Origin of the sequence: Ruminiclostridium cellobioparum subsp. termitidis CT1112 (assembly GCF_000350485.1) — a bacterium.
Taxonomy (GTDB): domain Bacteria; phylum Bacillota; class Clostridia; order Acetivibrionales; family DSM-1351; genus Ruminiclostridium; species Ruminiclostridium termitidis.
Genome location: NZ_AORV01000042.1, coordinates 35,498 through 61,240, shown reverse-complemented (window position 1 = coordinate 61,240; position 25,743 = coordinate 35,498). Strand labels below are relative to the sequence as shown.

Here is a 25,743-nt window from a genome sequence, read left to right as displayed (position 1 = left end):
CTTAATACAAATAAGAGGTGTGGGAGGAAAGTCCTTTGTGCTTGCCAGTGGTTACTGTAGGGATCATTAATTATAATTGTATTAAATTTTTAGAGAATTGTGTTGAGTCATATCTTAACCAGTCGTACAGGAATTTAGAAATAATTATTATCGATGACTGCTCTACCGATGGCTCCATTGAGATACTTAGGGAATTGGAGAAATGCAATGAAAACGTAAGGTGCATTTATCATGAGAAAAACAGCGGCGGTCCTTCGCAGGCCATTCAGGAAATTATTCAGCAGGCGGGAGGAAAGTATTTTCAATGGATTGCATCCGATGACTATGTTCAGGCCGATGCCATTGAAAAATTCGTTGACTATTTGGAAAAAACCAATAATGATTATGTTTATTGCAATTTTAAGATCATAAATGAAAATAATGAATTCACATCCTGTTGGAATTATTCTAATCCCACACTTGATGATATGGTCGGCAGCATATTTGCAAACGCCTCTGGGGTTATTCCCATGAACGGTTTGTACAGACTTGATTTTTTCCGAAAAAGCGGTATTACCTGGAGTATATACAGGAATAATGACCATTCCTGCGATACCATAAACTCACTTAATTTTATCAGGAATGGCATGAAATACGGAATGATAAATGAAAGCCTGATTTATTACAGGCTGCACCAAAACAACTGTTCCCATAACCTGGAGGAAAGAATCAAGTCATCCCTGGTAGTGTATGACTATATCATTGAAAATTTTAATGAAGCTGCATATTTGCCTGCCATAGAGTGGAGCAGCTCAGAAAACAGGGAACAGCTTAAAAACTATTCAATCGCTTCACATTTTTATAAAAAAATAACCGAATATATGAATTTTAGGGGAATACCCCGCCATTTAAAACACACTATCAGTAAAGAGCAGATAAAGGTATGCATGCGTGTCTTTATAGACGAAGGAATGCTGTATATTCACCAGGGGCTGACACAGGGAGATACTTTACGAAATGAATTGGTTGAGCTGGAAACAGAGTATAAAAATCTTCTGAATGAATCGTAAAGGGTAATCAATATGATGGAAATGTTGGAACAGATATGCGGCATGGAAACCGGAGATAAAGATAAAATATACACTGACTTAATTGAATCCTTTCAGAAAGGTAATATAGTGTTATATGGTGCCGGAGGCATCGGATATGTTACAAGCTGCATTTTAAAAGAAAAAGCCTGTAACATACACTGCTTTGTTGATGATAACAAAACCAAACAGGGAACATATGTCAACGGAATAAAGGTCATATCCCTTGAAGAACTCGGACGGGATGCGGGATATGGATATATTGTCCTCATATGTCTTCCCAACCCTATGGATATTTATCATAGGCTCATAAGCCTGGGTTATAAGAAGGTTCAATATTTCCCTGTAATGATGTGGGAAAAGAATTTTTATAATATCTCCCTGCTTAAAGAGAACCGGGATAAAATTGACGCCGTATATGAATTTTTGGCCGACAGCCTTTCCAAATCAGTATTCATGAATATTTTGAAACACAGGATTACCATGGATTTTTCAATCTTTGATAATATTATAAGTCAGAAACAGTATTTTCCTTCGGATATATTTGCCTTGACCGACAGGGAGTGCTTTGTTGACGGAGGAGTGTACAACGGAGAGACCATAGCTGATTTTGTTAACAGCGTTGATAATAAATTTGATTACATATATGGTTTTGAACCAGATAAACAAAATTTCAGCAATTTAACAAAAAGTGTTGCGCATATGTATTGTAACCGTCTGAAGCTGTTTAATGCGGGCCTGTATTCGAAAGCCGGAGAAATAAGCTTTGACAGCCATGGAAACAGCGCCTCGGCTATTTCCGATACCGGCGGGGATAATATCTCACTGGTCAGGCTTGATGATGTGGTAGGGGAGCATAAACCGACATATATAAAGCTGGATATTGAAGGGGCTGAAAAAGAAGCTCTTTATGGAATGAAAAACACAATCGCTGAAAATCATCCAAAGCTTGCCATATCAATTTATCATAAAGCTGCCGATATATGGGAGCTGCCCTTGCTTATCCGGACCCTGCCGGCCTCCTATAATATTTATATCAGACATTATTCAAATGGCCTGCACGAAACGGTTTGTTACGCCATATAGCAACTATTTTGCACAACCTGGCGGGATGGGAGATTGTATGTTTACCGGAAAAACTTTGCTTATCACCGGAGGGACCGGTTCTTTCGGCAATGCCGTACTTAATAGATTTATTAATACCGATATTAAAGAAATCCGTATATTCAGCAGAGACGAGAAAAAGCAGTATGACATGCGCCGTGAACTGAACAATGAGAAGGTTAAATTTTATATCGGAGATGTGAGAGATTACAACTCCATATACAAAGCCTTAAAGGGAGTGGACTTTGTTTTCCATGCGGCTGCGTTAAAACAGGTGCCCTCCTGCGAGTTTTATCCCATGGAGGCAGTCAGGACCAATATAATCGGAACTGAGAATCTTCTGAATACAGCTATTGAAAATAAAGTAAAGAAGGTAATTGTATTAAGCACCGACAAGGCTGTCTACCCGATCAACGCCATGGGAATGTCCAAAGCGCTGCTGGAAAAGGTAATGGTGGCTACCTCAAGAAATATAAATGAAGATGAAACGGTTTTGTGCGGAACCAGGTACGGCAACGTAATGGCTTCCAGAGGGTCGGTTATACCGTTGTTTGTCCGGCAGATAGCCGAAGGGGTGCCTTTGACTGTCACAGATCCAAATATGACAAGGTTTATGATGTCACTGGAAAATGCCATTGATTTAGTACTTTATGCCTTCAATAATGCAAAGCCGGGGGACATATTTGTCCAAAAAGCACCCGCTGCAACGATACTGGAGCTGGCTGAGGCACTGAAGGATATTTTCAATGCCGGGAATGAAATAAGGATCATAGGCACACGCCACGGCGAAAAATTATACGAGACATTATTGACAAGGGAAGAGATGTCAATAGCTGAAGATCTGGGGGATTACTACAGAATACCGGCAGACAACAGGGATCTCAACTATGATAAGTATATCAGCTGCGGCAACAGCAGAACGGCCGGTTTAAACGATTACAATTCCCATAATACCCGGAGGCTCACCGGTGATGAGCTAAAGAAACTGCTCCTGAGCCTGGATTATATCCAAAAGGAATTAAAACAAATAAAAGGGGTTTGACATATGCTGAAAGTGATGACCATAGTGGGCACCCGGCCGGAAATCATTAAATTGAGCAGAGTCATTGACAGGCTTGATAAATGTACCGAGCATATACTTGTCCATACCGGGCAGAATTTTGACTATGAACTTAATGAGATATTTTTTGAAGAAATGCGTATAAGAAAGCCTCAGTACTATTTAAATTCTGCCGGAAAATCACCTGTTGAGACAATTGCAAAGGTTCTGATCAAGGCAGATGAAGTTTTAGAAGCCGAGAAGCCTGATGCAGTCCTGATTTATGGAGATACAAACAGCTGCCTGTCCGTCATCGCCGCCAAGAGGAAAAAGATACCCATCTTTCATATGGAAGCCGGAAACCGCTGCTTTGACCAGAGAGTACCCGAAGAAATAAACCGTAAAATAGTGGATCATTTAAGCGATATCAATATGCCAATATCGGAGCATGCAAGAAGGTATTTGCTCCAGGAGGGCATTAGAGGTGAGACTGTCATAAAAACCGGTTCATCAATGCTGGAAGTGTTGGAATTTTATAAAAATGACATTGATAAATCCCAGGTACTGGCCAGGATGAAGCTTCAGCCAAAAGAATATTTTGTGGTCAGCGCACATAGGGAGGAAAATATTGATTCGGATATGAATTTCAAGGCTTTTATTGAAAGCTTGAATGCCATTGCCTCAGAATACGGTAAAAGAATTATTGTATCAACTCATCCAAGAACCATGAAGAAAGTAATGCTGCTGGATAAAGCTCTCTTAGATCCTAAAATCCAGTGGATTAAACCATTGGGTTTCTTTGACTACATAAAACTCCAGACAAATGCATTTTGTGTAATATCAGACAGCGGAACCATTATGGAAGAGGCTTCCCTGCTTTCCTTTCCTGCCGTTACCATCCGAAATGCCCATGAGAGGCCTGAGGGCATGGATGAAGGGGTGCTCATATTATCCGGTCTCAAGGCACACAGGGTATTGCAGTCGGTGGATATTGCAACAGGCGGTGCGGGCGGCAAAGCCCCAGCAGGAAAGCCGGTTGAGGACTACAATGTTTCCAATGTATCTGATAAGGTGGTAAAAATTATCATGAGCTACACGGATTATGTCAACCGGACGGTGTGGAGGAGGGCGGATTAGCAGATGGGCAGGAAAAAAATATTGGTATTGGGTTCCAAAGGCATGGCAGGGCATGTTATGACTGCCTTCTTTGAAGAGAGCGGAGCCTATGATGTTTTTAATCTTGCACATAAGAAAAAGCTGAATGAAAAATCATATTTGTGTGATGCGGCTGATTTTATTAAGCTTGGAGCATATCTGGATAAAGAGGACTTCGATGTCATTATAAATTGTATTGGTATTTTAAACCGGAATGCCGCCGACTTTAAGGACAGGGCAATTTTGTTGAATTCCTATCTGCCGCACTTTTTGGAAGTCCGGTTTAGAGACTCCCGCACCAAAATTGTCCATTTAAGTACCGATTGCGTATTTTCAGGCAAAACAGGTTTCTATACAGAAAACTCCTTTAAAGACGGAGACTCATGTTATGACCGGACCAAGGCCATAGGGGAGATAGGTGAAGGCCGTAATTTAACGTTCAGAACCTCCATAATCGGGCCCGATATAAATTATGACGGGATTGGACTTTTTAATTGGTTCATGAAGTCCAAAGGAAAAATAAACGGCTATGTAAATGCAATTTGGACCGGCATTACAACCATTGAGCTGGCAAAAGCCGTGGAACAGGCTGTAATAAATGATCTGTCCGGGATATACCATTTGGTTCCGACCCAAAGCATAAATAAATATGAGCTGCTTTTGCTCTTTAAAGAAGTTTTTAATAGAAATGATGTGTATATAGACAAGTATTTTAATGATCTGGTAGATAAAAGTCTCATCAATACCCGTCATGATTTTGATTATCAGGTACCGGATTATAAAATTATGATATCCGGGATGAAGGCTTGGATTTTGGCCCACCCAGCCTTTTATCCGCATTATAATGTATAGCTGCCACATCTGTTAATCCATATTAATAGAAATTCCATGCTGCTTTATTTCCCATATATTCAACAATTATCAGTTAAATAATTGTTGAATATATTTTTGTAATGATTTCGGCTGCCCCTCTCATATTATTATACAAGCACATAAGTTAACTGATACAAATCACGGGTTTGGTATACAGTGGCAAAATGACGGAAATACCGAAGGCAACGTCTGAAGGGAATAGGGATGAAAAATGCTGCAGAATATTATTATACTTGTTTTAAGTCTTGGGATAATACTTACCGGTTGTGAATTGTTTACTAACGGAATAGAATGGCTGGGTAAAAAACTTAATGTGGGAGACGGTGTGGTGGGCAGTATTTTTTCGGCTGTAGGCACCTGCTTGCCTGAAACGCTGATTCCCATCATTGCACTCCTGTTTTCAAAAGGCCCGGAATCTGTGGACATAGGCATCGGAGCAATTGTAGGTGCACCATTTATGCTTTCCACACTGGCCTTCTTCATTACCGGTTTAAGTGCTGTTGTATTTGCCGGCAGGCGTAAAACAGGATATATACTCAATGTAAATCTTGAGATATTAAGCAGGGATATCTCATTTTTTGTTATAATTTATACAGGAATGATTTTAGCTTCAATCATCACTTTTGGGGTGGTTAAAAATGCATTGGCCTTCATACTAATAGGGTGTTATGTGTACTATGTTTTTAAAACCGTTAACGGTGACCGTTCCAGTGATGAGGAGATTGATGACCTCACCTTTGCAAGGGCTTTTAATACAAAAGCCAATATTTTTGTTATATCACTTCAGGTCATGGTTGCGCTGACAGTGATCATTGTGGGGGCCGAACTTTTCGTCAGTAATATTGAAGTGGTCTCAAAGGGTTTTGGAATATCAACACTGGCACTGTCAATAGTCATAACTCCCATAGCAACCGAGCTGCCTGAAAAGTTTAACAGTGTCATATGGATCAGCAAAAGCAAGGATACCCTTTCCCTGGGAAATATAACAGGTGCGATGGTATTCCAGAGCTGTATACCTGTTTCCATCGGTATCCTTGCCACATGCTGGAGACTTGATACCATCACTCTGGTAAGTGCATTGCTTGCACTGTGCTCGGCGCTGGTAACCTTCCTCTGGATAAAGGTAAAGAGGCAGCTGAGTCCAATACCGCTGTTATCAGGAGGCCTGTTTTATATCTTTTTTATTATATTCCTGGTAGAGAGGGGCTTTAAATAATTTAGAAGATATTCTCAAAACTAAAGCTTTCCTTTTTGGGTATGTGCAGTATATAATACTTCAAAGCCTCCAGTTCAGCCAGTGCAGAGGAGTAATCCTCGCTTTCCACATACATTTTGGTTTTGGTAAAGGAATCGTCAATATTATCAATTTCAAAATGGTCTACAAGCATGGCCCAGTAATATTTTGTCCTATCCCAGTTTTTATTGAATTCCTCAAGCTGCTTTTCTGCAGAAGTCCATTGTTTGTCCGAGACTGATTTACTGGCCGAAATAACTGAATATTCCAGGATTCCTGCCGATCTTTCAAGGTAATAAAGTGTTAATGAACCTGAAAGAATTATGACTATCAATAATATGGAAATGAGGATAATTGTTTTTGTATTGGTGTTCATAATGTGAAGCTCACTCCTTTGGAATTATTTTTTTTCCTTTGCCTGGCAGAATAATTTTCCGTCTGAATCGACACTTGCAAAGAAAACATCCCCTATCCTGTTTATTCCTATTTTGTTCAATTCCATCTCGAGAGTCTCTTTATCCAGGTTTGTCCTTTTTAAATTTTTTGTTATCAGCTGTCCGTCGATTATCAAATCAATTGCCGGTGCCTCATACTTGACTGACAGATTTAAATCCTCCGGAGTCACATTTCTTTTAGCTGCCTTCGGTACCACACTCAATTGTCCGTTGGTCTCCAAAATTGCATATTCCACGTCTGCGATATCATATATATCCTTGCTTCGAAGCTGTTCAAGCAAATCATTCAAGGTATACAGCTCGTTACGGAATACCTGTTCATTGATTTTGCCGGCTGAAATAAGAATACTTGGCCTGCCGCAGATAATTTCTCTGGCTTTTGTACTTTTCAAGGCTACAAAGGAAATAAATATTTGGGCAGCCAGCATTGTCAATATGGGTATGATGCCGTTCACCAGGGGAATGCCGGTATTTTGCATGGGTACAGAGGCAAGCTCAGAGATCATAATGGCAACAGCAAGCTCAAAAGGCTGCAATTCTCCTATCTGCCTTTTTCCCATTATTCTCATTGCAATAATAACAATAATATATAAAACCAAAGTTCTTATAAAAACAACTAACAATTTTATTAACCTCTTTCCATTTGAAATGATAAGTTTATTATTTAATAATAGCCGAAAAAAATACTTGAATTTTTTAGTTGTATTGAGCCTGACAATTTTTTACCTGAGAAGTACGATATTATTAGCTATTTGAAGAAAAAGAGAGATATTTGCACAAATATCCAGCCAATTTACACTTTAATAATTCATAGCACCGATAATCCTTGTAATTTAAGGTTTCATGTAATTAATGTTAAAGTGATATAATTAATGGGTATTCTTTACTATGGGGCATTATATATAGCTGGTTGCATATTATAATGCTCATTATTTTTACTCTTTTTTCGGAAGGATTCAATGCAGGCAGTTATTATGGGCTGCTCCTGAAAGGCGGGCGCACCTCCATAATTGCAGATCTTATGGAACAGGAAGGCGATTATATCATAGCAGCATCTTCATATACTCAGCAGCGGGAACTGAAGGAATTCTTTTTAGGATAATGTATTGCATTATTAGATTTTTGTTGATAAAATTATGAGGAATAATTTTAAAGGCCGGGATTAATTACGGGACCGATGAATTCGTTCCCCAGTAGCCGTCCATACAGGTTCAGAGAGCAGTCTGGCTGGTGGGAAGACTGAGTTGTATGGAATGTGTGAATTACAGATTATGAGCTGCTTTTTGCCGGGATTGCCCGTTACAGCATCAAAGGCGTCTTTAAAGCCAGGTGGACTTATCTTATTATAATCCGCCGTGCCGGGTTTTATAGATGCAAATTAAGGTGGTACCACGAGCTCTTCGTCCTTATACAGGATAAAGGGCTTTTATTATTGTCAGGGAATTGAAAACTTTATTCGTTCCCTGATATCAATATTTTTATGTAATTTGGTAAATACTGTTTAGAAGGAGAGAAAACAATGAGCAATGTTTATGATTTATTGCAGGAAAGAGGCTTTATAGCTCAGGTCACCCATGAAGATGAGATTAAGAAACTTTTGAGCGAGAAAAGTGTGACTTTTTATATAGGCTTTGACCCTACCGCAGACAGTCTGCATGTGGGACACTTTCTCCAGCTGATGGTAATGGCTCACATGCAGCAGGCAGGACACCGGCCGATTGTGCTCATCGGAGGGGGAACAGCCCTCGTGGGAGACCCCAGCGGTAAAAATGACATGAGGAAAATGATGACCAGGGAAATAGTACAGCATAATGTTGAAAGATTTAAAACACAGATTTCCAGGTTTATTGATTTTTCAAATGACAGGGCAATAATGGTTGACAACGGAGACTGGCTGCTTGGTCTCAATTATGTTGAATTTTTAAGAGATGTGGGAGTACATTTTTCTGTAAACAGGATGCTGACTGCAGAATGTTTCAAGAGCAGAATGGAAAAGGGGCTGACCTTCCTTGAGTTCAACTACATGCTGATGCAGAGCTACGATTTCCTCGTACTGAATAGAAAATATGACTGCCAGATGGAACTTGGCGGGGACGATCAGTGGTCAAATATTCTTGGCGGCCTGGAACTGGTCAGGAAATCCGATGGAAAGAGCGTTTACGGCATGACCTTTACACTTCTGACCACCAGCGAAGGCAAGAAGATGGGTAAAACGGAAAGCGGAGCTGTGTGGCTGGATCCGGAAAAGACCACACCTTATGAATTCTATCAGTACTGGAGAAACATCAGTGACAATGATGTGGAAAAATGTCTTGCACTGCTGACTTTCCTCCCCATGGATGAGGTCAGAAGACTTGGAGCGCTGACAGATGCAGGGATCAACCAGGCAAAAGCCATACTGGCTTATGAAGTTACAAAAATTGTACATGGAGAGGCAGAGGCTCTTAAGGCTAAAGATGCTGCCGAAGCAATATTCGGAGGTAAGGGGAACTCCGAAAATATACCGTTCATTGAGATTAAAGCAGCCGAACTGGAAGCGGGAATCAAGATAACGGATTTATTGCTGCTGGCCGAACTGACTCCTTCAAAGAGTGAGGCCAGAAGAGCAGTTCAGCAGGGCGGAGTTTCACTCAATGACAATAAGATTACAAGCTTTGACTATACAGTGGGGACCGGTGATCTTGCAGATGGTGAAATCATGCTGCAAAAGGGTAAGAAGAGCTTTGTCAAAATAAAGGTCGTTTAGCAGCTGGTAAAAATAATGCACACCATATGTCGGAAAACAGTCTGATGTATGGTGTGCATCATTTTTTATACTTCAAAAAATTAAAAGGAATATGAAAGTAAGAATTGTGGAAAATAAATATTGTTCAAAAATACTTTAAATAAACTTTATGAATAGAGGAGGATTTATATGCCACTTACAAGTAAGGAGTTAATGCTGATTCAGGACAATATCAGCATGTGCGAGGACAATATAAAATACTTGCAGGGCTGTGCACAGCTGGCGCAGGACAGTCAGATAAAAAACCTGTGCAACAAGCTTGCAAGTGATGAAAAGAACAATTTACAACTGCTGATGAAGCATATTGATACGGCTGCTCAGTAAAAGGAGGAAATCATGGCTAATTTAACTGATAAGGAAATTATGGCATCGGTTTTAGGGGAACACAAACTTGCTGCATCCTCATTGACAAATTTGATATTGGAGAGCGTATGTCCCATGTTGAGAAATGATGCCGAGAGTATTCTAACAAAAACATTTGACGCACAAAAACAGGTCTTCGACATTATGTCTCAAAAGGGCTGGTATTCGGTTCAAAGCGCCAGCCAGCAGGAAATATCCTCAGCGCAGCAGAAAATTAAGGGCATCCAGTCTCAAATGTCTCAATAACCGGCATAGGAAGGGCAGTTACTTTTAAGTAGCTGCCTATTTTATTATTATGGGTTTAACCGGCTTTTCAGCCTCATTACCGGCTGATTTTAAACCATATTCAATGTTAGTAACAATTTGGTGTAAAAAGCATAAAATAATATTGCAGGGGCATAGGAAACATATATCTGCATTTGTATAAAGATGCAACATAAGTGGCTTTTGCCGCCTTTGTTATTTGTTAAGATTTTTATTATAAAGGGCTGAATTCCAGTAATAAAAATACCAAATAATTTCTTAATATAATTTCTTAATATAAATTTTTACTTCAGTGTTTTTATTTTTAAGGAGGGAAAGTCGTGCAGTTAAATTCATCAATAATGTCCCAGCGTAACGGAGGTGTGTTTTATTATGAACAAACTAATAATAAAAGGAGGTAAAAAGCTTAAAGGTGAGATAGGTATCGAAGGTGCAAAAAATTCAGTACTGCCAATACTGGCTGCGACAATTCTTAATGCGGGAGAGAATATTATTAAAAATTGTCCCATGTTCAGCGATGTGGAAGTTATCCTGGATATACTCAAGACTATCGGATGCAAAGTAAAAGTAGAAGATAATGTCGCTATAATTGATTCTTCAACAATATCTTCTACAATTGTACCCGAAAGTCTCGCTTCGGAAATGCGGTCGTCAATAATACTAATGGGACCTCTTCTGGCCAGAGAGGGTAAAGTTACTATAAGCTATCCGGGTGGTTGTGTTACTTTATACTATCTAAAGTGATATCCTGCTTTTTTAATTCCAGAAGCATTTTTCTAAACTGCAGCGCCTTCCTTATCTTATTTATCAGAACAAATTTATTGGTATGATTCAAAGGTTTTAATATGAAGTCATAGATATCATAATGAAAGATTTTCTCCAGTTCATCATTCTCTACTCCGGATGCAACAATTATTGGAATCTCCTTGTAATATGTTGTTTTTGAAAATTCCTCAAGAAAACCCTGACCGTCTAAAACAGGCATCACCATATCAAGTATGATTATATCCACATTACGGCTTTCCACCATGTCAAGAGCTTCCCTGCCGTTTAATGCCGAGACAATATTTACACGTTCCTTGTACAGGTAATTTCTTAGAATTGCATTGTCCAGCACATTGTCATCGGTCACAAGAATAGTACTAATCATAAAAACTCCTTTTAAATAAGTTATGGTTATGTAAATTCTACAATATTATGTTTAATATTTAATTCTATAAGAAAGATAAAATACCTTTCAATAAATAATTAAAAAAGTCGCAAATTTTGTTGAAAAAAATGTTAATAGTTCACAAATATAATGCCCAAAATTAACCTTATTGGTTTGCGGCTTAACATAGGGCTATGATATAATGACTTTTGTAACAAAAGCAAAAAAATTTAACGCAGCATGGCGCAAAATCCGCCAAAATGACGAGTGCAATGAGATCTTAAGCAGGCGCTAAGAGGAAAGTAGGACCAAAATGGGATTTGATGTGGAAAATAGATTGCTGACCAAAGCGCGGCAAGGCAATGTACAGGCATTTGAGGAACTTTCCGGCAGCTACTATACCAAAGTATACAATATATGCTACAGAATGCTGAACAATCCTGATGATGCATTGGAGCAGGCACAGGAGACATTTATCAAGGCATTCAGATACATAAAGGATTTTAAGGGTAATTCCTCCTTTTCAACGTGGATTTATCGTATTGCTACAAATACATGCCTTGATTTTATCAGAAAAAATAATAAGAATAAAAATACCGTATCAATGGAACAGGCCACCTTTGAAGATATAACTGTGAAGGACAGGTTGGTTTCAAGTATGCCGGAGCCTGAAAAAATTGCCGAAACCAATGCGCAAAAGGCAGCAATAAAAGAAGCTTTGGAGAAAATGAATGAAAAAAACAGAATGATAATTGTACTCCGGGATTTTATGGGGCTTAGCTATGAACAAATTTCAGAAACGCTGGAGACTCCCGTGGGAACGGTTAAATCGCGTATAAGCAGGGCAAGGTCTGAATTGCGGGAATTATTGTGCAGGGATAAGGAACATTTATTTACCGACTACGTCAAATAGTTAATGGAAGGAGGGATAACATGATTTTCTGTGATAACAGCGATTTATATATTTCACTATATATTGACGATCAATTGGAACAAAATGATAAAGAAGAATTCTTAAAACATATCGAAGAATGCCCGCAATGCGCTCAGAAACTCAAGGAAGAGTCATATTTTATTCAGCTTGTTAATGACGAAGAAACCGTTGAATTGCCTGATGACTTTTCTTCATCTCTCCATTCGAAACTTATAGAAGTCAGCAAAAAAGAGTACAATAATAAAAGTAAACTTCTGTTTTTTAATAAAAAGCTTATGGCCGCCCTTTCAACGGCTGCCGTGGTGGTTATCTCACTTTTGGCTTTTAAACTGCTGCCCGATATGCTGCCGGGAATAGACAAAACCGGTTACAGTGAAAGCGCGGCGCCTCAGGCCACAGCCGGTACGGCAGATATACAGCAGCAGTCGGGCTCCGATACTGACCGAAATGCCCATAACGAGGAGGCAAACGGTTCAGGTGCTGCAGATGACAAAGCTGTGCCAAAACCCAAAGTTGCGGCAGCAGACAGTGCTCAGACTCAGGAGACCGCACAGGACGAGTCTGCACAGAAGGAGGCTGCTGCCAGAAGCGGCGTCAGCAACAGCAATTTGAAAGGTGTGGTCGAATCCGAAAGCATGAGGGATTTTAAAGTAAAAGCATCTGTCAAGGCTGATTCCCGGGAAAAATCTGAAAACTCAAGTGTGGCAGAAAGCACCGGCAATACCGCAGCGGACGGTGGCGAAAACCAGTCGGAAAAAGTAATTGCTTTTTCCCTGGCTGAGCCGGCAGATGACACAAAAACGCTTTATTATAAAAACTACGTTGAGTTGAATTTAACTATTTCACTTGACGAAACAGAAGTGGAAAAGCTGAAAAAGCTCATGGGGGAGCAGGAGGCGGTTGAGCAGGCCTCAGGCCTCATGGAGGGCTTTGCCGCAAACTATAAGGACATTGTAGCCTATACCGACTACATTATTCCCTTAAGTGAGTATGGTTCCTTAAAGAGCGAAGCATTATTGAAATATAAGCTGGAATTACAAGCAAAAACTGATATAATAAAAACTGACGTTACTGAAGAGTACAATAACCTGGAAATTCAGAAAAACGATATTGAAAATAAAATAAGTGAAGCCTTAAATAAAGGGCAGGATACAACTGCTCTTGAAGCGGAAAAGTCAACCCTGGTTGAACAGACGGATAAAATTATTGCCCAAAGCGGCAAGATAACGGTCAGGATTTTTTTCGTGAAAAAGTAAGGCCGGAGGACATTGATGAACTCGGAAAAAATAATGATCGTTGACGGTAACAGCATTTTGAACAGGGCCTTTTACGGTTTGAGCAGAAATACAATGCTGTCTACCTCCGAAGGTATTCAAACAAACGCGGTATTTGGTTTTATAAATATACTTACAAAATTTCTTTCTGAAGAAAATCCAAAATATCTATGTGTGGCATTTGATATGAAGGAACCAACCTTCAGACATCTGGAATACGACAAGTACAAGGCACAGCGGAAGGGAATGCCCGATGAACTGGCAGTGCAGGTCCCCATTATCAAACAGGTGCTGGATGCCATGAATATAAAGAGGATTGAGACTCCGGGCTTTGAGGCTGATGACATACTGGGGTCTATTTCCCTGTGTGCCGAAGAGAACGGTATGGAAGCAATTCTCCTGACAGGTGACAGGGATTCCTTGCAGCTTGCTTCCCAGTCCACAAGGATAAAACTTCCTGTTACAAGAGGAAACAAAACGGAGACTGATGAGTACGATTATCAGAAGGTGGTAGAAAAATATGGTGTTACCCCTAAAATGCTTATTGATGTTAAGGGTTTGATGGGAGACACTTCGGATAATATACCCGGTGTACCCGGCATTGGTGAGAAGACGGCTCTGGATCTTATTCAAAAGTTTCACAGTATTGAAGAATTATATGAAAATATAGACAGGGTCGAGAAAAAAGGTGTGAGGGAAAAGCTTGAGGCAAACAAAGAACTGGCTTTTCTAAGCAAAAGGCTGGCTACAATTGAAAGAAAGATGCCCTGTATAACAACCGACATTCAGCAATATATAAGGACGGATTTTGACAGGGAGAGACTTTACAGCATTTTCAAAAAGCTGGAATTCAAAACTTTTATTGAAAGATTCGGCTTAAGTGACACTCCCATGGTGGAGGTAACAGAGTCGTTAAATATGGAACATGTGGATGCAGACACTGTTGGTGAACTGGAATCCTGCATTGAGGCAATCAGACTCAGCAAAAAAATGGCGGTATACTATCATACCGATCCTTCGGATAACAGGCTTGATGATTTATGTATTTATGCCTGCAAGGAGGAATATGCCCCGGCTGTAATGGTTTTCAACAATGAGTTCACGGGAGACACGGCCATAGACGTTCTGCGCGAGGTGCTTGAATCAGCAGAAATAAAAAAATACGGCCACGATCTGAAAAAATTAATAAAATTCTGCAAGACAAAAAGTATTGATATAAAGGGCATAGCGTTTGATACCATGATAGGTGCGTATATCCTTGAGCCAACCAGAAACAGCTATACTATTTCCGAGCTTGCAGAGGAAAATCTTAAAAAGAGCATATTGCCTGCAGAAATTTTGTACGACAAGCACGGAAAAAAGCTGCAGCAGGGACTGGATGTCAATCCTTCGACGGTATGTGCAGCCTGTGTTACCGTAATCTATGAACTGGCAGAAAAATATGCCCCCATTATAGAAGGCAACGGACAGCACGAGCTGTATTACAATATTGAGCTGCCTTTGGTGGAAGTACTGGCAGACATGGAACTGTGGGGCTTTAAAGTGGATATTGAAGGCTTGAAGGCATATTCAAAAGAAATGGATTCAAGACTTGTCATACTTGAAAACGAAATATATATGCTGGCAGGCGAAAACTTCAATATAAATTCTCCCAAGCAGCTGGGAAGCATTTTGTTTGAGAAGCTAAATCTGCCTGTAGTTAAAAAGACCAAGACCGGCTATTCCACAGATGCCGAAGTATTGGAACAGCTGTCCCAGAAGCATGAAATAGTCGAAAGGATACTGGAATACAGGTCGCTGATGAAGCTGAAATCCACCTACGCCGACGGCTTGCTGGCAATACTTGACCCAAATACCTGCAAGATACACTCCAGCTTTAATCAGACTGTTACGGCTACAGGAAGAATAAGCAGCACCGAACCGAATTTGCAGAATATACCCATAAAGCTGGAAATGGGAAGAAAGATCAGGAAAGTATTCATACCATCGGATGAAAATTATGTACTGCTGGATGCCGACTATTCCCAGATCGAGCTGAGGGTTCTGGCACATATAACAGGCGATGAAAATATGATTTCAGCATTTAGCAACAATGAGGATATTCATACTACCACAGCTTCCAAGGTATTTGGTATTCCTGCGGGAGAAGTTACATCAATCATGAGATCGCGGGCAAAGGCCGTTAATTTCGGAATTGTTTATGGCATCGGTGATTTCAGCCTTTCAAAGGATATCGGGGTTACCAGGAAGGAAGCAAAAAAATACATTGACGACTATCTTGCCAAGTATTCCAAGGTTAAGGAATATATGAGCGATACCGTGGCAAAGGGTAAGGAACTGGGGTTTGTAACAACACTTTTTAACAGAAGAAGATATCTGCCGGAATTGAAATCAAGCAACTTCAATATGAGATCCTTTGGTGAAAGAGTTGCCATGAACACTCCTATTCAGGGAAGTGCGGCAGATATAATCAAGATATCCATGGTAAAGGTGTACAGCGAACTGAAGAAAAGAAAGCTTAAATCAAGGCTGATCCTTCAGGTACACGATGAACTTATAGTAGAAGCTGAGAAGTCAGAGCTCCAGGAGGTATCGGTCCTGCTCAAGCAGTGTATGGAGAATGCTATGGAGCTGAAAGTACCAATGACTGTTGACGTAAAGAGTGGTGAGAGCTGGTATGAAACAAAATAGCGGCTCGGTAGTACTGGGTGTGACCGGAGGAATAGGCAGCGGGAAAAGCACCGTCAGCCGTATTCTGGAGGAATTTGGGGCAGTGGTCATTGATGCGGATAAGATCAGCAGGGATGTGGTAATGCCAGGCGAAAAGGCTCTGGAGGAGTTGTCGGAGGTATTTGGCAGGGACATACTTGATGCCCGGGGACAGCTTGAACGCAAAAAACTGGCCAATATTGTTTTTAACGATAATGAAAAGCTGCAGAAATTAAACGGCATTTTGCATAAATATGTTGCAGAAAGAATAAATGATAATGTGAAAGAACAGCAGATAAAAAGGACTAAAATCATTGTTATTGATGCTCCAATACCTATAAAAAATGGTTTTCTGGATTTGTGCCACAGGGTTTGGACAATCACGGCAAACAGGGAGTTGCGTATCAGGCGTATCATGGAAAGAAGCGGCATGTCCCGCGACGAAGCCGTCTCGAGAATAAATTCCCAGCTTGACGAGCAGGAATATATAAAAATTGCCGATACTGTAATATATAATAACTATGATTATTCTCATTTGAAAGAGGACGTAAAAAGTCAATTGACCGGGCTGTTAGGGTGATTTTTTGAAAAGAAGGAAGACTTCAGGCAAATTTAAAACATTTATTATATTTTTGATTCTTGTGTTACTGGTTGTATTTTCAATCAGCGCTGTCAAGTATGCGCTGTATTATATGTATCCTACCGATTATTCCGAATATGTTGAAAAATATTCCGATGAGTATGATCTGGATAAGCATCTTGTTTACTCCATGATCAAAGCAGAGAGCGGCTTTGATCCTAATGCTGTTTCTCCGAGGGATGCAAAAGGTCTTATGCAGATCATGGACTCTACGGGAGAGTGGGCAGCTGAAAAAATCGGGCTTGAGGATTTTGCAGCAGAACAGCTGCTGGAACCTGAAACAAATATAAATATCGGCTGCTGGTATATTGCCAGGCTGCTGAAACAATACAATCAGAATACTGAACTTGCATTGGTAGCCTATAATGCAGGCAGTGGAAATGTTTCCAAATGGCTGAAGGATGAAAATGTAAGTAAAAACGGTAAGACACTTGACCGGATTCCCTTTGAGGAAACAAGAAATTATGTAGAAAAAATCAGCAAATATTTCAGCATGTATAAAAAGCTTTACGACAATAATAAATAGTGGTATTTTTATATATAATACCATAAAAATTTGAGTGTAAAATATATCGGGTAAGGGGCCTTGAACGACAGGCCCCTTACCGGTATCAAATTACGCCGGCATGGAGGTTAAAAATGAGCTCGTTCCTTTTTGAAAGAGACCTTTTATACCCTACGGACAATATTCTTGATCCCGGTATATTGCATGTTAAACTCCTAAATCCCAACAATACAAAAATACCGGTTGTACTCGAACCTAAATCCAATCATTCGGTTGTCAAAAATATGGATTCTGTACTGGACCTTTTGCAGAAGGACATCTTTGACAGAATAAACATCAGGGTCAATGATAATACCCAGGTGTATGTATTGCTCGACGGCCCGGACAGAGAAGCTTACGGCGATGCCCAATGTCTGAAGGTCGTGTTTATGGGGATACATGAATTTACGCTGGAACCGGTTACCGGGGAAGAGTATTCAAGTATCCTATGAATGACCATGCTTTAAAATCCGCACGTATTACAATTCTAACAAATCAGTCAAACTGAAAGGTAAAGAGTAAAGCTCCATTACCCGTTAAAAGTACGCCTGAAATTGCAGCCGGAACATTTGCACGAGCTGTACAAATTTCAGGCATGTACTTTGTGAGCATTTATATAGTTCTTTGCACAGACTGTGCCACAAGTCTCAGTTCCTGCATCAGGGTTTCAAATTTCTCAGGCCTTAATGACTGCGGCCCGTCACAAAGAGCACAGGGCGGGTTGGGATGCACTTCGATGATCAAGCCGTCAGCCCCAGTGGCAACAGCACCCTTGGCAAGTGCCGGCACGAATTTCCAGTTGCCGGTGGCATGGCTGGGATCAACTACTATGGGAAGGTGTGAGACTTCCTTGATTGCAGGGATGGCACTCAGGTCAAGAGTGTTTCTGGTCATGGTTTCAAAGGTGCGGATTCCGCGTTCGCATAGAATAACATTGTGGTTTCCTTCGGCAATGATATACTCGGCCGCCATAAGCCATTCCTCTATTGTAGCCGACAGACCTCTCTTTAAAAGTACAGGTTTGCTGGTCATGCCAACCTCGCTTAACAATCTGAAATTCTGCATGTTTCTGGCACCGATCTGGAATATGTCGGTGTATTTGTTGACCAGTTCCACATCTCTTGTGTCAACCACTTCGGTAACCAGCTTCAAGCCGGTGGCTTCACGGCCGGCCACCATTATTTTCAGGCCGTCTTCCTCAAGTCCCTGGAAGGCATAGGGGGAGCTTCGCGGTTTAAAAGCACCGCCTCTTAATATTTTGGCACCGGCATTCCTGACTTTTTTTGCAGTTTCCACAAAATCATTTTCATTTTCTATTGCACATGGACCTGCCATAACTACAATTTCATTTCCACCGATCCTGACATCGCCTACTTCGATGACTGTGGGAGACTGCTGCAGCTCATTACTGGCCAGTTTGTAAGGCTTCATAATGGGCACAAGGGTTTCCACACCGGGCATTTGTGAGACTGAGTGTATATTCAGCAATCTCTTGTCCCCGATTGCACCGATTACTGTCTTGATGTCACCGTATATGGGATGTGTTTTGAAGCCCAGCTCGGTAAGTTTGTTTTCCACGTTTGCAATATCCTGTTTGGTTGCGTTCTGACTCATTACGATAATCATAAAAAACCTCCTTGAAGTCATAATATTATTGTTTTAAAAAAGTAAAGAATATAAAAAAGCCCTCAATCCCTTAAACAAGGGACGAGGACTTATAATCCACGCGGTACCACCCAAATTGGTAAAAAACCATCTCAATCATGTACGGGAGTATAATCATATATATCCGATACACTCCTACTATAACGGGAAGGACCCGGTATGACCTACGAATAAAGTTCAATCATACTGTTCATGGGAGAACTCACAAATATATTATCCTGCAGTACTTTCACCGCCTACTGCTCGCTTTGAGGAATCATATGCTCTGCCAACTGATTTATTTCTTAAAGAATCAGTTTTCCCATTCATCACATTTAAGCTTACGATTATTATATTAATAGATATCTTAACATGTTACTTTTTTTAATGTCAACTACTTTTTTGAATTTATTACTATTTCCCAAAAAATAATCTATATATTTTTAAGTATTCTTTCAATAACCGAGGATCTGGCAGCGGTCTCAAAGGTGTCGTCCAATTGTCCCAAAGTATCAAAATCAGTGTATTTCTGTTTTAGTGCCAGAGTGAGCAAATGGTCCGTCAGCTGCGGATTTTTTGGAAGAAGGCTGCCATGTGAATAGGAGCAGTAAACATTATTGTACACTGCGCCTTCATAACCGTCGGTTCCGTTATTGCCACTGCCAGAAAGAACTTTACCTAGGGGTCTGATACCCTCTCCAAGATAAGTTCTCCCCGAGTGGTTCTCAAAACCTACTATTTTTAAAGGCTTTCCGTCTTCCGATATAAAATCGCTTTCAAACACGATGTTTCCTATCATGCGTTCCTTTCCGCCCACCGTCCACAGGTCCAGTGCTCCAAGAAACTCTATATCCTTGCCGTCCCAGGTCTTGTAGTACTTGCCCATTAACTGATATCCTCCGCAAATGCACAGGAAGACCTTCATATTGTCTATGGCTGACTTTATTTCACTGCCTTTCTGATTTAACACATCAGCCTGGATGATTTCCTGTTCGTAGTCCTGTCCGCCGCCCAGGAAAATAATATCGTACTCTGATGAATCAAAAGAGTCACCGATGGTAATATTGGTTACCTGTGTGTTTATTCCATGCCACTGGGCTCGTCTCTGCAGGGCCAGGATATTGCCTCTGTCCCCATAGGTATTGAGCAGATCAGGATATAAATGACAAATGTTCAAATCATACATAAAATCTCCAATCAGCTGCTTGTGCAGCGTCTCATTAGTAATGAAAACCCCGCTGAGGGTTTTTGCAACGCGAAATGAACAATGTTCACACTTCTTTATGTTTCGCGTTTTTCACGTTATTTCCAGAACTCCTTTAAATTGTACTTTTTCTTTAGGATACCACGAATATCTAGCATTGCAGTATAGGTGGGCAATATGTGGAAGCAGCCTCCGGGCGGAGTTTGCTCCAGACCGCGTTCCAGCAGCAGCTGGTAGTCCTTTATAATCCTTATTTTTCTGGTGTCCAGACCGCTGTATTTCAGTCTGACGGCCATATCCTCGCCGCGGAGTCCGGAGGCAAACAGATTGCCTATTTTATCGGGGTTTTTGTTAAGCTGCTCGAAATCCACGTCCCAAAGCCAGGAAATATCAGTGCCGTCGGCCAGCTTGTCATTTATGAGAAATGCCGCATTCAACTGCTGCTCGTCAAGAGCAAGAAAGCTCAATACCTGGTTGAACCCTGTGGGATTTTTTACAAGGATAAGTTTTATTGTTTTATCTCCAACCGTTATGGATTCCATTCTTCCAAACCCGCATTCAAAAGACTGCATGGCACTGATCACCGTATTGGCACTGTAGTTTAAAGCAAGGCCGCATGTGGCTGCTGCCATTGCATTGTAAACGTTATACAGGCCGGGAAGATTGATCCGGGTGGTATATTCCTGCAAAGTTTCGGAAAGGGGAGGAGCGGATTTCCAGTTTATTGTGGTATGGCTGCTGCCTGTTTCCTGGATGCCGGTACATTCAAGGCTGGCAGCAGGTCTTTTGTAACCGCAGCCGGTACAGTAGAATCCCCCCAGGTGACCATAGATATGATTTGTATATTCGTATTTGTTTTTACAGTTTATACAGAACATGGCATCGGTATTAATGTCGCCTGAATTTCCGGTATCACCGGCTCCGGCCTCCGGAGCAATACCATAGTAAAATACAGGTTTATTTGTTTCTCTGCCCAAAGATGCACACATGGAATCATCGGCATTAAGAATAAGGGATGTATTGTCACCTACCCTCTCAAGGCCTGATTTGACGGCGTTCAGGGTTGAGTAAAGCTCACCGTACCTGTCAAGCTGATCCCTGAAAAAGTTGGTCACGACAACAGCTTTGGGCTGGAGATGTTTGGTGACCTGATTAAAGGCGGCTTCATCGCTTTCAATAAGTGCCACCCTGTGCCTGGGCTTTCCTGTGAGAGTCACAGCCTGAATAAATATGGTTGTTATTCCGCTTAAAAGATTTGCTCCGGATTTATTGGTTATGTAGTCTATATTGTTGTTTTTCAAAATCTCTTCTATAATTCTGGTGGTTGTGGTTTTGCCGTTTGTACCTGTTACCATGATTATTTCAAAGTTCCCGGCAATTGATCTGAGTATGCCGGGGTAAATTTTAAAGGCCAGTTTGCCGGGGAGAGTAGTTCCGCCCTTTTTTATAAGCCGGAGTACTTTTATGGCAAATTTTGATATAAAAATAGATATTACCTGTCTCAATTTCATAAATGCTCCTAATCGTTTAATACCATAATAATACAATTTATTGGCAGATGCCTCATAGTATATTAATATAAAACATTATAACACCATACCGCAATATACAAAACATTAATACAATATTACTAAATAAAATAAACTAAATTACCTATATACTTATTATTAACAGATTTATTAACATCTTATTTGATGGGCAATACATTTTTATGATATAATTATCCTGGTAAATGCCCGTAGATTAACACATCCGGGTGGTTGTGAAATAGGCCCCAGGCCAATAGATCTCCATTTAAAAGCTTTAAGAAGTCTGGGAGCCAAAATCAATGACGCCAATGGCGGATATATCACCTGTGAAACTGACGGACTCATTGGCTGTGACATATATCTGGATTATCCCAGTGTAGGCGCTACTGAAAATGCCATGATAGCAGCTGTTTATGCACGGGGGGATACAATTATCAGAAATGCTGCCAAAGAACCCGAAATAGTTGATCTGCAGAACTTCCTGCAAAAGATAGGCGCCAGGGTAACCGGAGCAGGTTCAAGTGTCATACGGATCAGGGGCTTCGAGAAGAAATTTAATAATGTAGAATACAACGTAATTCCTGACAGGATCATTACTGGTACATATATGGTTGCTTCGGCAATTACAGGCGGAAATGTTGTTATCAAGGATATTATCCCCGAACACATTATTTCAATAGCGTCGGTTTTACGGGATATTGGCTGTCAGATCAATATTAAAAGAAACGATATTCAAATTGTTTCAGGGTCAAAGCTGGAATCGGTTGAAGTTATCAGGACTTTACCATATCCCGGTTTTCCTACAGATATGCAGGCTCAGATAATGGCTTTGCTCACCTTGTGCAAAGGCACGAGCATAATAATAGAAACCATATTTGAGAGTAGATATAAGCATGTGGATGAGCTTTTAAAGATGGGAGCAAATATAAGAATAGATGGCCGTATGGCTGTTATAAAGGGAGTCGGCAGGCTGAACGGGGCCCAGGTGGCGGCAAGGGATCTGCGGGGCGGAGCCGCATTGATACTGGCAGGCCTTGCTGCAAACGGAGAAACTTTTGTATCCGGTCTGGATCATATTGACAGGGGCTATTACAAAGTGGAAGAAAAACTGGCTTCATTAGGAGCAGATATATTAAGGAATTAACAAATGAAAAAAACACCACCAGCTTCAAATGTAAAGAAAAAGAAAGTAAGTAAAAAAGTGCGCAGAAGAATGAGAAGAATCCGGCGGTTTTTCCTATTTGTTCTGATTGCTGCGGGGATAATCATATTTGCCAGATCATCGTTTTTTATCGTCGATAAAATAGAAACAGCAGGCAATAAAAAATATTCAGCAAATGAATTGATTCTAAGTACCGGCCTTGTTCCCGGGAAAAATGTATTCAACATGCTGGGAGAAAAACCAAAGAATCTGCTGACTTTAAGCTTTAGCGAACTGGAACAGGAAGTATTGAATTCTATGCCGTATGTTAAGTCTGTGAGCATAAGGCCGGCCTTACCAAAATCAATTAAAATAAAGGTGCAGGAAAGAACGCCGTTTGCAGTTCTTGATAATGGAGGGACAAATCTCCTTATTGACAAGGATGGTTATGTGCTGGAGCTCCTTGACAGCAAATCTCCGAAATTGAAGGATTATTTTAAAATAATAGGTATTTCGGTGGATAGCTATAAATTGGGACAGGCTATAAAATTTAAAGGAGAGAATCCCTTAATAGATCTGATAAGCTTTTGCGATCTTATTGCAAAAAGTGATAAGGATGAAAAATTAAAATTATATAAAAAAATTACTTCGGTTGATTTGTCCGATGTACCATATATGTCTGTCCAGTTTGACAAAAGAGTTACCGCCAAATTTGGAGATTTGGAGTATACGGATTATCAGATAAGTGTTTTTAGACATTTATTTGTTAATAATATCAATGAAACGCAAAAAGGTACTCTGGATTTTACAAAGGGGAGCAACCCGTACTTTGTACCGGGAGAGTAATGGTTTTACAGGCGGAATTATACATATAATCAAGTAAAGCTAATGCCAATCTAAAAATATTTAACAGACAACAAGAGAGAAAAGGAGTAAAATGCTATGATACCAATATTAGGATTAATTTTAGGAATACTTATTGGACTGTTCATTCCAATTACCATTCCGTCCCAATACTTTACATATGTGGCTGTTGCAATTCTGGCCGCCATGGACTCGGTATTCGGGGGAATAGTTGCCACCATAAACAAAAAATTCGAAATGAGAATATTTTTATCCGGATTTTTTGGAAATGCTTTGCTGGCCGCAGGTCTGGCATATATTGGAGACAAACTGGGAATTCAGATATATCTTGCCGCAATATTTGCATTTGGAAACAGGCTCTTTTTAAACTTTGCTTTAATTAGAAGATATCTATTGAATAAATTTCTCAAAAAAGATAATATAGTAAAAGAGGATCTTTAAGCGCATTTCGAGGCATTTTTGATGCATAAATTAGGGGGGCAGTTTCGTGTCTGATGTTATTGTAGGAGTGGATATAGGAACTTCAAAAGTAAGCACCGTAATTGGAAAAACCAATAATACAGGTGAAGTTGAAATTTTAGGCAAAGGTATTGAAAGCTGTTCGGGTATAAAAAAAGGAATAATTGTTGACATTGAAGCTACCTCCAATTCAATACAAAGTTCTGTAAAAAAAGCGGAAGCCCAGGCAGAATTGAAGGTTGGTTCAGCCTACGTCAACATCTCCGGTCTGCATGTTGATATCATCAATCATAAGACATATACGAATATAGCCAGCGATTCCAGGGAAATCTCCAGGCATGATGTGGAAAAGCTGCTTTATGCGGCCGGAACCATTTCAATACCTGATGACAGTGAGATAATCGATGTGGTTCCCAGACAGTTTATTGTCGACGGTTATGATGGGATAAACGATCCTGTGGGAATGAAGGGAACCAAGCTTGAAGGGGATTTTGACGTCGTGGTTGGGAAAATTATTTCCATACAGAACATTGTCAGAAGTATGGAAAAAGCGGGAATCAAGGTGGACGGACTCATTGCCGAAGGTTTTGCCGCGGGAGAATGCATTCTGCTCCCTGATGAAAAAGATATGGGCGTCATACTCATTGATATTGGCGGGGGGACCACCGAGATCAGTGTGTATAAGGATGAAAAGCTTGTGATGAACAGATGCCTTCCTGTAGGCGGGGATCATATCACAAATGATTTATCGATAGCGCTGAAAATGACTTATGCCGAATCTGAAAAAATCAAAAGACAATTCCAACTGGCATTGACCACACTTATCAAAAATGACCAGGAAATATCTGTTAATGATCTGAGCGAGAGTTTCAAGAAAAATATAAAGGTTTCCGATGCGATAGAAGTTATAGAGGCAAGAGTATATGAAATATTCAGCCTCTGCAAAGACCTTGTCTATACAAATTGCCCCGGCAGCTATGGTGCGGGAGTTGTACTTTCGGGAAACGGGATATCCACCCTGGATGGTGCCATGCAGATAGCATATGACATTTTTGACATCCCTGTCAGGGTTGCCGCTCCAAAAGTGAAAAACATACCCACACTTGATTACTGTACTGCAGCAGGGATGGTGAAGTATATAGCCCGGCAGGACAAGGAAGCAAGCACCATCAGTATAAAGAGTATTCCCAAAGCCAATAAAAAGGTCAGGGAACGAACCTTTCTCAAGAAGGTTATCAGTGCTTTGAAAGATTTTTTTTATTAGGCAATATAAACAAAACTTGCCTAAATTACATTTTTACTATATTATTAT

General features: G+C 40.4%; 27 protein-coding genes. 21 read left to right on the top strand and 6 right to left on the bottom strand.

Annotation, left to right across the window (positions count from 1 at the left end):
* The first annotated feature begins 35 nt into the window (after nt 1-35).
* The 6 genes from CTER_RS15570 (at nt 36) to CTER_RS15545 (ending at nt 6,454) form a co-directional block, all read left to right on the top strand.
* On the top strand, nt 36-1,049 hold the full coding sequence (locus CTER_RS15570) for a glycosyltransferase family 2 protein (protein ID WP_004626926.1): 1,014 nt from the start codon (nt 36-38) through the stop codon (nt 1,047-1,049).
* 12 nt (nt 1,050-1,061) lie between these two features.
* On the top strand, nt 1,062-2,153 hold the full coding sequence (locus tag CTER_RS15565; protein ID WP_004626872.1) for an FkbM family methyltransferase: 1,092 nt from the start codon (nt 1,062-1,064) through the stop codon (nt 2,151-2,153).
* A 37-nt stretch (nt 2,154-2,190) separates the two neighbouring features.
* Nucleotides 2,191-3,213 carry a polysaccharide biosynthesis protein gene (locus CTER_RS15560; protein ID WP_004626903.1) on the top strand — a complete coding sequence of 341 codons (1,023 nt, stop codon included), beginning with the start codon at nt 2,191-2,193 and terminating at the stop codon, nt 3,211-3,213.
* A gap of 3 nt (nt 3,214-3,216) precedes the next feature.
* Nucleotides 3,217-4,347 (top strand): non-hydrolyzing UDP-N-acetylglucosamine 2-epimerase, encoded by a 1,131-nt coding sequence (gene wecB / locus CTER_RS15555; RefSeq protein WP_004626939.1) that lies wholly within the window; start codon nt 3,217-3,219, stop codon nt 4,345-4,347.
* A 3-nt stretch (nt 4,348-4,350) separates the two neighbouring features.
* Nucleotides 4,351-5,217, top strand: a complete 867-nt coding sequence (locus CTER_RS15550; RefSeq protein WP_004626875.1) for a sugar nucleotide-binding protein — start codon at nt 4,351-4,353, stop codon at nt 5,215-5,217.
* 232 nt (nt 5,218-5,449) lie between these two features.
* Nucleotides 5,450-6,454 (top strand): sodium:calcium antiporter, encoded by a 1,005-nt coding sequence (locus CTER_RS15545; RefSeq protein ID WP_004626888.1) that lies wholly within the window; start codon nt 5,450-5,452, stop codon nt 6,452-6,454.
* A 1-nt stretch (nt 6,455) separates the two neighbouring features.
* On the opposite strand, the gene CTER_RS15540 is transcribed toward CTER_RS15545, so the two are convergent.
* Nucleotides 6,456-6,848, bottom strand: coding sequence for a DUF4363 family protein (locus CTER_RS15540; protein ID WP_004626911.1), 393 nt, complete (start codon nt 6,846-6,848; stop codon nt 6,456-6,458).
* A 24-nt stretch (nt 6,849-6,872) separates the two neighbouring features.
* Nucleotides 6,873-7,550 carry a YetF domain-containing protein gene (locus CTER_RS15535; RefSeq protein ID WP_004626891.1) on the bottom strand — a complete coding sequence of 226 codons (678 nt, stop codon included), beginning with the start codon at nt 7,548-7,550 and terminating at the stop codon, nt 6,873-6,875.
* Nucleotides 7,551-7,849: 299 nt separating this feature from the next.
* Between CTER_RS15535 and CTER_RS15530 the strand changes: the two genes are divergently transcribed.
* From CTER_RS15530 to CTER_RS15510, 5 genes are all read left to right on the top strand, one after another.
* Nucleotides 7,850-8,029: a hypothetical protein gene (locus CTER_RS15530; RefSeq protein ID WP_040761345.1), complete on the top strand. Its 180-nt coding sequence runs from the start codon at nt 7,850-7,852 to the stop codon at nt 8,027-8,029.
* 417 nt (nt 8,030-8,446) lie between these two features.
* Nucleotides 8,447-9,673 carry a tyrosine--tRNA ligase gene (gene tyrS / locus CTER_RS15525; RefSeq protein WP_004626913.1) on the top strand — a complete coding sequence of 409 codons (1,227 nt, stop codon included), beginning with the start codon at nt 8,447-8,449 and terminating at the stop codon, nt 9,671-9,673.
* Between the two features lie 168 nt (nt 9,674-9,841).
* Entirely contained in the window at nt 9,842-10,036 is a 195-nt protein-coding gene (locus tag CTER_RS15520) for a hypothetical protein (protein ID WP_004626934.1), read from the top strand.
* A gap of 12 nt (nt 10,037-10,048) precedes the next feature.
* Entirely contained in the window at nt 10,049-10,321 is a 273-nt protein-coding gene (locus CTER_RS15515; RefSeq protein ID WP_004626931.1) for a spore coat protein, read from the top strand.
* A gap of 390 nt (nt 10,322-10,711) precedes the next feature.
* A complete protein-coding gene (locus CTER_RS15510; RefSeq protein ID WP_004626899.1) occupies nt 10,712-11,083 on the top strand; it encodes a UDP-N-acetylglucosamine enolpyruvyl transferase in 372 nt (123 codons plus the stop codon).
* Here CTER_RS15510 and CTER_RS15505 read toward each other — a convergent pair.
* Nucleotides 11,061-11,489, bottom strand: a complete 429-nt coding sequence (locus CTER_RS15505; RefSeq protein WP_004626935.1) for a response regulator — start codon at nt 11,487-11,489, stop codon at nt 11,061-11,063. The genes CTER_RS15510 and CTER_RS15505 overlap by 23 nt on opposite strands.
* Nucleotides 11,490-11,802: 313 nt before the next feature.
* Here CTER_RS15505 and CTER_RS15500 point away from each other — a divergent pair, with 313 nt between their 5' ends.
* The 6 genes from CTER_RS15500 (at nt 11,803) to CTER_RS15475 (ending at nt 18,042) form a co-directional block, all read left to right on the top strand.
* Nucleotides 11,803-12,402: an RNA polymerase sigma factor gene (locus tag CTER_RS15500; RefSeq protein WP_004626916.1), complete on the top strand. Its 600-nt coding sequence runs from the start codon at nt 11,803-11,805 to the stop codon at nt 12,400-12,402.
* A gap of 20 nt (nt 12,403-12,422) precedes the next feature.
* Complete coding sequence (locus CTER_RS15495; RefSeq protein WP_004626887.1) at nt 12,423-13,679, top strand: anti-sigma factor family protein; 1,257 nt, start codon at nt 12,423-12,425, stop codon at nt 13,677-13,679.
* Nucleotides 13,680-13,694: 15 nt separating this feature from the next.
* Nucleotides 13,695-16,388 (top strand): DNA polymerase I, encoded by a 2,694-nt coding sequence (polA, locus tag CTER_RS15490; RefSeq protein WP_004626920.1) that lies wholly within the window; start codon nt 13,695-13,697, stop codon nt 16,386-16,388.
* Nucleotides 16,375-16,986, top strand: a complete 612-nt coding sequence (gene coaE / locus CTER_RS15485) for a dephospho-CoA kinase (RefSeq protein WP_004626902.1) — start codon at nt 16,375-16,377, stop codon at nt 16,984-16,986. The genes polA and coaE overlap by 14 nt, the downstream gene beginning before the upstream one ends.
* Before the next feature lie 4 nt (nt 16,987-16,990).
* Nucleotides 16,991-17,572: a lytic transglycosylase domain-containing protein gene (locus CTER_RS15480; RefSeq protein ID WP_004626958.1), complete on the top strand. Its 582-nt coding sequence runs from the start codon at nt 16,991-16,993 to the stop codon at nt 17,570-17,572.
* Between the two features lie 113 nt (nt 17,573-17,685).
* Nucleotides 17,686-18,042 (top strand): hypothetical protein, encoded by a 357-nt coding sequence (locus tag CTER_RS15475; RefSeq protein ID WP_004626964.1) that lies wholly within the window; start codon nt 17,686-17,688, stop codon nt 18,040-18,042.
* Nucleotides 18,043-18,202: 160 nt separating this feature from the next.
* Here CTER_RS15475 and aroF read toward each other — a convergent pair whose 3' ends face one another.
* The 3 genes from aroF to CTER_RS15460 form a co-directional block, all read right to left on the bottom strand.
* Nucleotides 18,203-19,216, bottom strand: coding sequence for a 3-deoxy-7-phosphoheptulonate synthase (gene aroF / locus CTER_RS15470; RefSeq protein WP_004626947.1), 1,014 nt, complete (start codon nt 19,214-19,216; stop codon nt 18,203-18,205).
* 451 nt (nt 19,217-19,667) lie between these two features.
* Nucleotides 19,668-20,420, bottom strand: a complete 753-nt coding sequence (locus tag CTER_RS15465; RefSeq protein WP_004626924.1) for a type 1 glutamine amidotransferase — start codon at nt 20,418-20,420, stop codon at nt 19,668-19,670.
* A gap of 116 nt (nt 20,421-20,536) precedes the next feature.
* A complete protein-coding gene (locus CTER_RS15460) occupies nt 20,537-21,949 on the bottom strand; it encodes a MurT ligase domain-containing protein (protein WP_004626946.1) in 1,413 nt (470 codons plus the stop codon).
* Between the two features lie 190 nt (nt 21,950-22,139).
* On the opposite strand from CTER_RS15460, the gene murA reads away from it, so the two are divergent.
* The 4 genes from murA to ftsA all read left to right on the top strand — a co-directional run bounded on the left by murA (nt 22,140) and on the right by ftsA (nt 25,695).
* On the top strand, nt 22,140-23,111 hold the full coding sequence (murA, locus tag CTER_RS15455) for a UDP-N-acetylglucosamine 1-carboxyvinyltransferase (protein ID WP_341349538.1): 972 nt from the start codon (nt 22,140-22,142) through the stop codon (nt 23,109-23,111).
* A gap of 3 nt (nt 23,112-23,114) precedes the next feature.
* Entirely contained in the window at nt 23,115-23,954 is an 840-nt protein-coding gene (locus CTER_RS15450) for a cell division protein FtsQ/DivIB (protein WP_004626874.1), read from the top strand.
* A gap of 96 nt (nt 23,955-24,050) precedes the next feature.
* On the top strand, nt 24,051-24,413 hold the full coding sequence (locus CTER_RS15445; protein WP_004626973.1) for a small basic family protein: 363 nt from the start codon (nt 24,051-24,053) through the stop codon (nt 24,411-24,413).
* Nucleotides 24,414-24,459: 46 nt separating this feature from the next.
* A complete protein-coding gene (ftsA, locus tag CTER_RS15440; protein WP_004626977.1) occupies nt 24,460-25,695 on the top strand; it encodes a cell division protein FtsA in 1,236 nt (411 codons plus the stop codon).
* Nucleotides 25,696-25,743 lie beyond the last annotated feature (48 nt).

Bases quoted from the DNA above. Each gene is read 5' to 3' on its own strand.
- CTER_RS15445 (WP_004626973.1), top strand. From the start codon at position 24,051: ATGATACCAATATTAGGATTAATTTTAGGAATACTTATTGGACTGTTC.
- polA (WP_004626920.1), top strand. From the start codon at position 13,695: ATGAACTCGGAAAAAATAATGATCGTTGACGGTAACAGCATTTTGAAC.
- coaE (WP_004626902.1), top strand. From the start codon at position 16,375: ATGAAACAAAATAGCGGCTCGGTAGTACTGGGTGTGACCGGAGGAATA.
- CTER_RS15565 (WP_004626872.1), top strand. From the start codon at position 1,062: ATGATGGAAATGTTGGAACAGATATGCGGCATGGAAACCGGAGATAAA.
- CTER_RS15550 (WP_004626875.1), top strand. From the start codon at position 4,351: ATGGGCAGGAAAAAAATATTGGTATTGGGTTCCAAAGGCATGGCAGGG.
- CTER_RS15465 (WP_004626924.1), bottom strand. From the start codon at position 20,420: ATGTATGATTTGAACATTTGTCATTTATATCCTGATCTGCTCAATACC.
- CTER_RS15545 (WP_004626888.1), top strand. From the start codon at position 5,450: ATGCTGCAGAATATTATTATACTTGTTTTAAGTCTTGGGATAATACTT.
- CTER_RS15450 (WP_004626874.1), top strand. From the start codon at position 23,115: ATGAAAAAAACACCACCAGCTTCAAATGTAAAGAAAAAGAAAGTAAGT.
- aroF (WP_004626947.1), bottom strand. From the start codon at position 19,216: ATGATTATCGTAATGAGTCAGAACGCAACCAAACAGGATATTGCAAAC.
- tyrS (WP_004626913.1), top strand. From the start codon at position 8,447: ATGAGCAATGTTTATGATTTATTGCAGGAAAGAGGCTTTATAGCTCAG.
- wecB (WP_004626939.1), top strand. From the start codon at position 3,217: ATGCTGAAAGTGATGACCATAGTGGGCACCCGGCCGGAAATCATTAAA.
- CTER_RS15475 (WP_004626964.1), top strand. From the start codon at position 17,686: ATGAGCTCGTTCCTTTTTGAAAGAGACCTTTTATACCCTACGGACAAT.
- CTER_RS15515 (WP_004626931.1), top strand. From the start codon at position 10,049: ATGGCTAATTTAACTGATAAGGAAATTATGGCATCGGTTTTAGGGGAA.
- CTER_RS15460 (WP_004626946.1), bottom strand. From the start codon at position 21,949: ATGAAATTGAGACAGGTAATATCTATTTTTATATCAAAATTTGCCATA.
- CTER_RS15530 (WP_040761345.1), top strand. From the start codon at position 7,850: ATGCTCATTATTTTTACTCTTTTTTCGGAAGGATTCAATGCAGGCAGT.
- CTER_RS15495 (WP_004626887.1), top strand. From the start codon at position 12,423: ATGATTTTCTGTGATAACAGCGATTTATATATTTCACTATATATTGAC.
- CTER_RS15540 (WP_004626911.1), bottom strand. From the start codon at position 6,848: ATGAACACCAATACAAAAACAATTATCCTCATTTCCATATTATTGATA.
- CTER_RS15500 (WP_004626916.1), top strand. From the start codon at position 11,803: ATGGGATTTGATGTGGAAAATAGATTGCTGACCAAAGCGCGGCAAGGC.
- CTER_RS15520 (WP_004626934.1), top strand. From the start codon at position 9,842: ATGCCACTTACAAGTAAGGAGTTAATGCTGATTCAGGACAATATCAGC.
- CTER_RS15560 (WP_004626903.1), top strand. From the start codon at position 2,191: ATGTTTACCGGAAAAACTTTGCTTATCACCGGAGGGACCGGTTCTTTC.
- CTER_RS15510 (WP_004626899.1), top strand. From the start codon at position 10,712: ATGAACAAACTAATAATAAAAGGAGGTAAAAAGCTTAAAGGTGAGATA.
- CTER_RS15505 (WP_004626935.1), bottom strand. From the start codon at position 11,489: ATGATTAGTACTATTCTTGTGACCGATGACAATGTGCTGGACAATGCA.